This is a genomic window from Geobacillus thermodenitrificans subsp. thermodenitrificans DSM 465 (genome assembly GCF_000496575.1).
Taxonomy (GTDB): Bacteria; Bacillota; Bacilli; order Bacillales; family Anoxybacillaceae; genus Geobacillus; species Geobacillus thermodenitrificans.
The window spans coordinates 1-5,013 of the sequence record NZ_AYKT01000038.1 but is presented as its reverse complement, the minus strand read 5'-3'; the positions used below and the strand labels follow the sequence as shown (position 1 = coordinate 5,013).

6 protein-coding genes are annotated in these 5,013 nt (G+C 45.7%); all 6 read right to left on the bottom strand.

Features of this window, described 5'->3' with window-relative positions; translation table 11 throughout:
* Nucleotides 1–214: 214 nt before the first annotated feature.
* The 6 genes from DSM465_RS0117555 to DSM465_RS0117530 all read right to left on the bottom strand — a co-directional run bounded on the left by DSM465_RS0117555 (nucleotide 215) and on the right by DSM465_RS0117530 (nucleotide 4,825).
* Nucleotides 215–859 (bottom strand): Phenylacetic acid catabolic protein, encoded by a 645-nt coding sequence (locus DSM465_RS0117555; protein WP_029761933.1) that lies wholly within the window; start codon nucleotides 857–859, stop codon nucleotides 215–217.
* Between the two features lie 17 nt (nucleotides 860–876).
* Nucleotides 877–1,092, bottom strand: a complete 216-nt coding sequence (locus tag DSM465_RS0117550) for a hypothetical protein (protein WP_029761931.1) — start codon at nucleotides 1,090–1,092, stop codon at nucleotides 877–879.
* Entirely contained in the window at nucleotides 1,089–1,409 is a 321-nt protein-coding gene (locus DSM465_RS0117545; RefSeq protein WP_029761930.1) for a metal-sulfur cluster assembly factor, read from the bottom strand. Before DSM465_RS0117545 ends, DSM465_RS0117550 begins: the two co-directional genes overlap by 4 nt.
* A complete protein-coding gene (locus tag DSM465_RS0117540) occupies nucleotides 1,409–2,344 on the bottom strand; it encodes a Phenylacetic acid catabolic protein (RefSeq protein ID WP_008880634.1) in 936 nt (311 codons plus the stop codon). The genes DSM465_RS0117545 and DSM465_RS0117540 overlap by 1 nt, the downstream gene beginning before the upstream one ends.
* 307 nt (nucleotides 2,345–2,651) lie before the next feature.
* On the bottom strand, nucleotides 2,652–3,626 hold the full coding sequence (locus DSM465_RS0117535) for an MBL fold metallo-hydrolase (protein WP_008880633.1): 975 nt from the start codon (nucleotides 3,624–3,626) through the stop codon (nucleotides 2,652–2,654).
* A gap of 323 nt (nucleotides 3,627–3,949) precedes the next feature.
* Nucleotides 3,950–4,825 (bottom strand): PaaX family transcriptional regulator, encoded by an 876-nt coding sequence (locus tag DSM465_RS0117530; RefSeq protein ID WP_011887583.1) that lies wholly within the window; start codon nucleotides 4,823–4,825, stop codon nucleotides 3,950–3,952.
* Nucleotides 4,826–5,013 lie beyond the last annotated feature (188 nt).

Here is a 5,013-nt window from a genome sequence, read left to right as displayed (position 1 = left end):
ATCCCCTCTTCTTTAACGACCGTCAAATATTGTTTCTTCGTTTCTACAGCTACCATTCTCTTATTCTCCTTCCCTATCAATTTTTTGATGTTGTGATGCAGGCAACTTTCCAATAACCCGTTTTTGAAAGTTCATTTCCATCTTTGTCTTTCCGAAAGCATCAAGCGCACCGTTCGTTTTGTGTCTGTCTTTCTCACCTCCTGTTATGTCTTCCTTATTTCAACTGAACAAATGGTTCAGCAGCAACCGCTTTCAATTCTTGCTGCAAGCGTGCAACGAGTTGGACCCCTTTCGGCAAATAGCCTTCCTGCTGAAGCTCTTCCTTTGTCTCAACCTCTTTTAGCCAAACGGCCGCTTCATTCGCTGCAGCATTCAACGCTTGGCGGAAACGGTGCGGAACGGCACCTTGATCATGGATGAGCTGCTGCGCCCAATTTTTCGCATAAACGATATGATCCTGCTGTTCACGGACTAGCTTTTGAATTTTGGAAACAACGGCCGGATGGTTCGCCTGGAGCGCCGATTGTAAGACAGCATCAATCGCCGTGTTCACGGTATACAAGGCAGCAATGAGTGTGATCCAGTTATGAACGTTTACCGCGCTTTCCATCGCTTTTCCGGATTGTCCGTAAATTTCTGGTTTTTTTCCTTTTCCCCCACGCAAATCAAAACACCAGTTGTACAACAAACGCGCGTGGCCTAATTCTCCTTGGGCCATCGCGATCGCTGCCAGTGTCGCTTCCAAATTCGGACCGCTGACCCCGACCTCTACAAGACGGTCACCAAGAACGTATTTATTGTCAGCGATCGTTTCAAGCAGCTCAATGAGCGAATGTACACTAGGCTGTCTCTGTTCCACTTCTCCCTCTCCCCCTTCTAGGCAAATAGCCATTTTGGTTTTCTCACCCAAACGAGTCCGCTGCGGTCGACAACAACCATTTCTGCCCAGTCCTCTTCATCGTACGTAAAGGAAGCATACACTTTCGCCAGCTCTTCATTTTCTGCTTCCACCGTGCCGATATAGGCCAGTTGGTCCCCCCGCTTTACACGGGCGAAAATATCAAACGTTTTTCGTTGTTGGGCCGCTGTCATGTTGAGCTCACCCCCCAATATTTTAATTTTTCGCGTCCTTCCGGGCTGATCCGGTCAACCGTCCACGGCGGATCCCAGACGACGTGAATATGCACATCGTGAATTTCTTCTTCCTTGAGCAAACGGTCGCGGATATCTTGCTCGATCCATTCCATACAGGCGCACGATACCGCCGTATACGTCATGGTAACATGCAATTCATCGTCACTTTTTTCAATGTTGTAAATCAATCCCATGTCGACAACGCTGATCGGAAATTCCGGATCCATCACTTCTTTCAATGCCTGCCAATATTTTTCCGTGTCCTGTTTGCCCATCACACCGCTTCCTTTCGTAATTGCTCAAGCTCTTTGGCCCCTTTTTGAATCCGCGCGACGAATTCTTTATTTTTCGGGCCTCGCTGTTTAAACCGTTTAATGACGTTATCCCACGTATCCGGCTGATCAAACAGCCATTTTTTATTCACCGGGTCAAACTTGCACGGGAACGGCACATCCAGCACGTATTTTTGTTGTTCTTCATCATAATGGGCAGGAACTTTGACACCGATCGATTCACAGAACGGAACGGCCGTTGACAACCATTTTTGCCGCAGCTCATCGTTCGACCGTCCTTTTAGCCGGTATTCAAGCTGCGCCGAGCGACTTTTCAGTCGATCTTCCACCCCGAAAAACTCAAGCGCCATTAAAAACATCCAATCGACGGCTTTCTGTACTTCCTCACGCAAGTTCGGATCTTGCATGGCTGTTCTCATAATGATTTCACCGTTTCTGAGGTGAAACAACTCTTCTTTGTCGACTTTCACGAGCGCCCGCTTCCACGGCCCGTAGGACGTATGTTCAAACGCGTCACCAAGAAGTGTGTAGCCCGCCCGGTCAAAAAACGCGTTAAAGACACCAAGTTCAATCCAGTTTGACAGCTCAAAGTCAAAAGCGTACGGATTTTTCCAACGGTGCGCTTCTCTCTCGTAAAGCAGCCGGTCGACATCTTCCCCTAAATCTTTCAACAACCGGTAAGCGATGTGGGCATGACCGATTTCATCTTGCATGATGGCCAATGCCGTAATTTTGCTGTTGAGCGTCGGTGCTTGATCATACACGGTTAATAACGGCGGAACGCTTAACAGTTCGGTATCACCGACAATCGTCAATGTTTGTTTCAATGCTGTTAAATACTCCTCATTCATATCCTCGATTCCTTCAACGATAAATCCATTTTGGACTTTTTCTTTGAGCAACGCCGCTTGATCCATCTCCTCACCCTCTTTATTACGTTTTTTAAACTATCGTATTCTGTACATAATATTAATACACTATAAACTCTATTGTCAACTTAAAAATAGAAAAAATCTGAAAATTTTATTTTTCTCTATTTTCCTTAGGTTATCTAAATATCTTACTCATTTTCTTTAATCAATCTTCTTAGATCATCCCTTATAACACACAATGTTTGTTTTCCGTCCGTATATTTTTCATGCAATTAAATGCATGCAACACGAGACCACGCTGTTTAACTCGCCAAAAAAAAAGAGCCTAGCTGCCTGTACAGCTGGCTATTCGTTATGACGCATACACGATCACATCGTGATATTCCTCTTTTTGTACTTGGCCAATGGATCGCAAATATTCCAAATGCGCTAACGTTTCTGCCACCGCAAACCGCCATTGATGTGCTGTCAGCGGCTTATGGCCGAACACGAGATTAGCTACTTCATAGGCGGTGCACCCTCCTTTTGTCAGCGCTTTCATCTTTTGCAATCGTTGTTCGTGATGGCGGAAAATATCGCCGATCCGCTCGCGAAATTGACGAATCACTGCGCCATGGGCGGGCAGGGCAACATCAACATCGAGCTCCTCCACTTTACGCAAAGAAGAAAAATATTGCTCTAACGGGTTCGGATGAGCGCCCGGCCATACGCTAATATTTGGGGTAATGCGGTCAAGAACATGATCTGATACTAACAGTTGGCGCGACTCTGGCTGATAAAAACTGACTAGACCGTCACTATGTCCCGGAACCGGAATGACCGTCCAACGCCGCTGCCCAAGCACAATTTCATGGCGATCTAAAATCGTTAGCACTGGAAACGGGCTGACGCGCAACGACAACCTCCACATGTTCTCTTCTATTTCAGACACAAGTTCATCTGGAACGCCATGACGGAGAAACAGCGCAGCGACTTCGCTCGCTTGGGCGCTCTCTTCCCCCCATACCCGCTCGGCCATCGCATAATCCGGTTCACTAATCCATATCGGCGCTTCCGTCTGTTGCTGCATCCAACCGGCAAGACCAAAATGATCAGGATGAAAATGGGTGATGTAAATGGCGCGAATGTGCCGCGGCTTGATTCCTAATTGCCGGAATGCCGCTTCCCAAGCGCGCATGGCTTCAGGCCAACGAAATCCAACGTCGATCAAACTCCAACCGTCCGCCTCTCGACATACGTAACAATACACATACTTCATCGGAAACGGAACAGGAATCGGAACGCGATAAATTCCATCCCCCACTGTTTCAATTTCTTTATGTAGCATTTCTATTTCCTCTCCCCTCTATATGATTCTCTTTGTCTCTCCCCGCATGCAACAGCCAATCGAAAGACGAATCCTCCGATTTTTTCAGCCCAATCGCTAAAAGACCGGTGATTTCATAGGTCATTGTGTGATAGGAATCTTTCAATATGAAAAGGCGCACAACCTAAAACTTTCTTCAAATTTGCGTTCTGCTAATTATAGCGCTTTTCACCCCCTTTAAAAAAGTGAGAGTACAAAAAGACATTTCTCTAGTATATAAATCTTGATTGTTTAGAGTTCGCCAAAACGACCACTATCAAGAAATCACGCTTTCCACCAGCGCTCTAAATTATCTCCATAAACGGGTTGATCGCCCTATCGCGATTGAACACCGACTCACGGTCCGGAGCAGGCTCAAACAACGTTTCAAAGTAACGAATGGCGGGAATAGCAAGCAGCTGATGGACATTGAAAAACAACTCCCGAGCTCTCGTCCCGCTCCAATCATCGGGCAATAAGTCATGTGGAAACCCCGGGTCAATAAAGAAAAAGCTCCGGTATTCATGTACGAGTTTTGTTCGCTCAATAAAACATTCGCGATCGGTCAATTCATTGTTCCAAGCTTGCTTTTGAAACTCCTCATACTTTCGTTCGTACGTTTCAATAAATTTGTCATACTCTTTGGCGATATAAGCAAAATCCCAACCGCGTTCGATGATTTGTTCGTTGCTGTGTGACACGATGGAGTCCGCCGTAAACAAAATGACATATGGCTCTAAATGATAATCTTTTATCCATTCCATGACTTGTGGTTCAATCGGATTCGGGCTCGCCCATGTCCCGTGAGAAATAAGACCAAACCCCATCAAACTTAATTCTTTGCGGATTTGGCTGCGCAGCTCCCGTTTTTCTTCTGGAACGGAATACGTTAACACGCGCCAACGGCCATCCCATTTGTAGTTTCGCAACGAATAGACGCGTGTGAATCCATCCATCATTGTCCGCTTCCCTTTTGGCGTCAGTGAGTAATAGCTGTTATTGCCGATTTTCCGCACCTCAAAAAATTCTTGTTGCACCATCCTGAGCGCCGCCCCACGAATGGACGACTCGGAAATGCCGAAGTGGGACATCATCTGGATCAAACTTCCAATCCAAACTTCATTCCCATAATGTTGAATATATTCTCCAAATAGCGTAAACATAAGTGCCCTTGGCTTCATTACGACAACACCTGTCTTTTTTCAGATTTTTCTTTTATTATGTTACATTTTCCCACTCTTTTTCAATCGAGAATAATTGTTTTTACACAAAAATATATCGACCAAACCGGCCGATATGCATAAAAAATATGTTTAAACCCCTTCCCAATTTGGCTGACGTTTTTCCAAAAATGCACTCAATCCTTCTT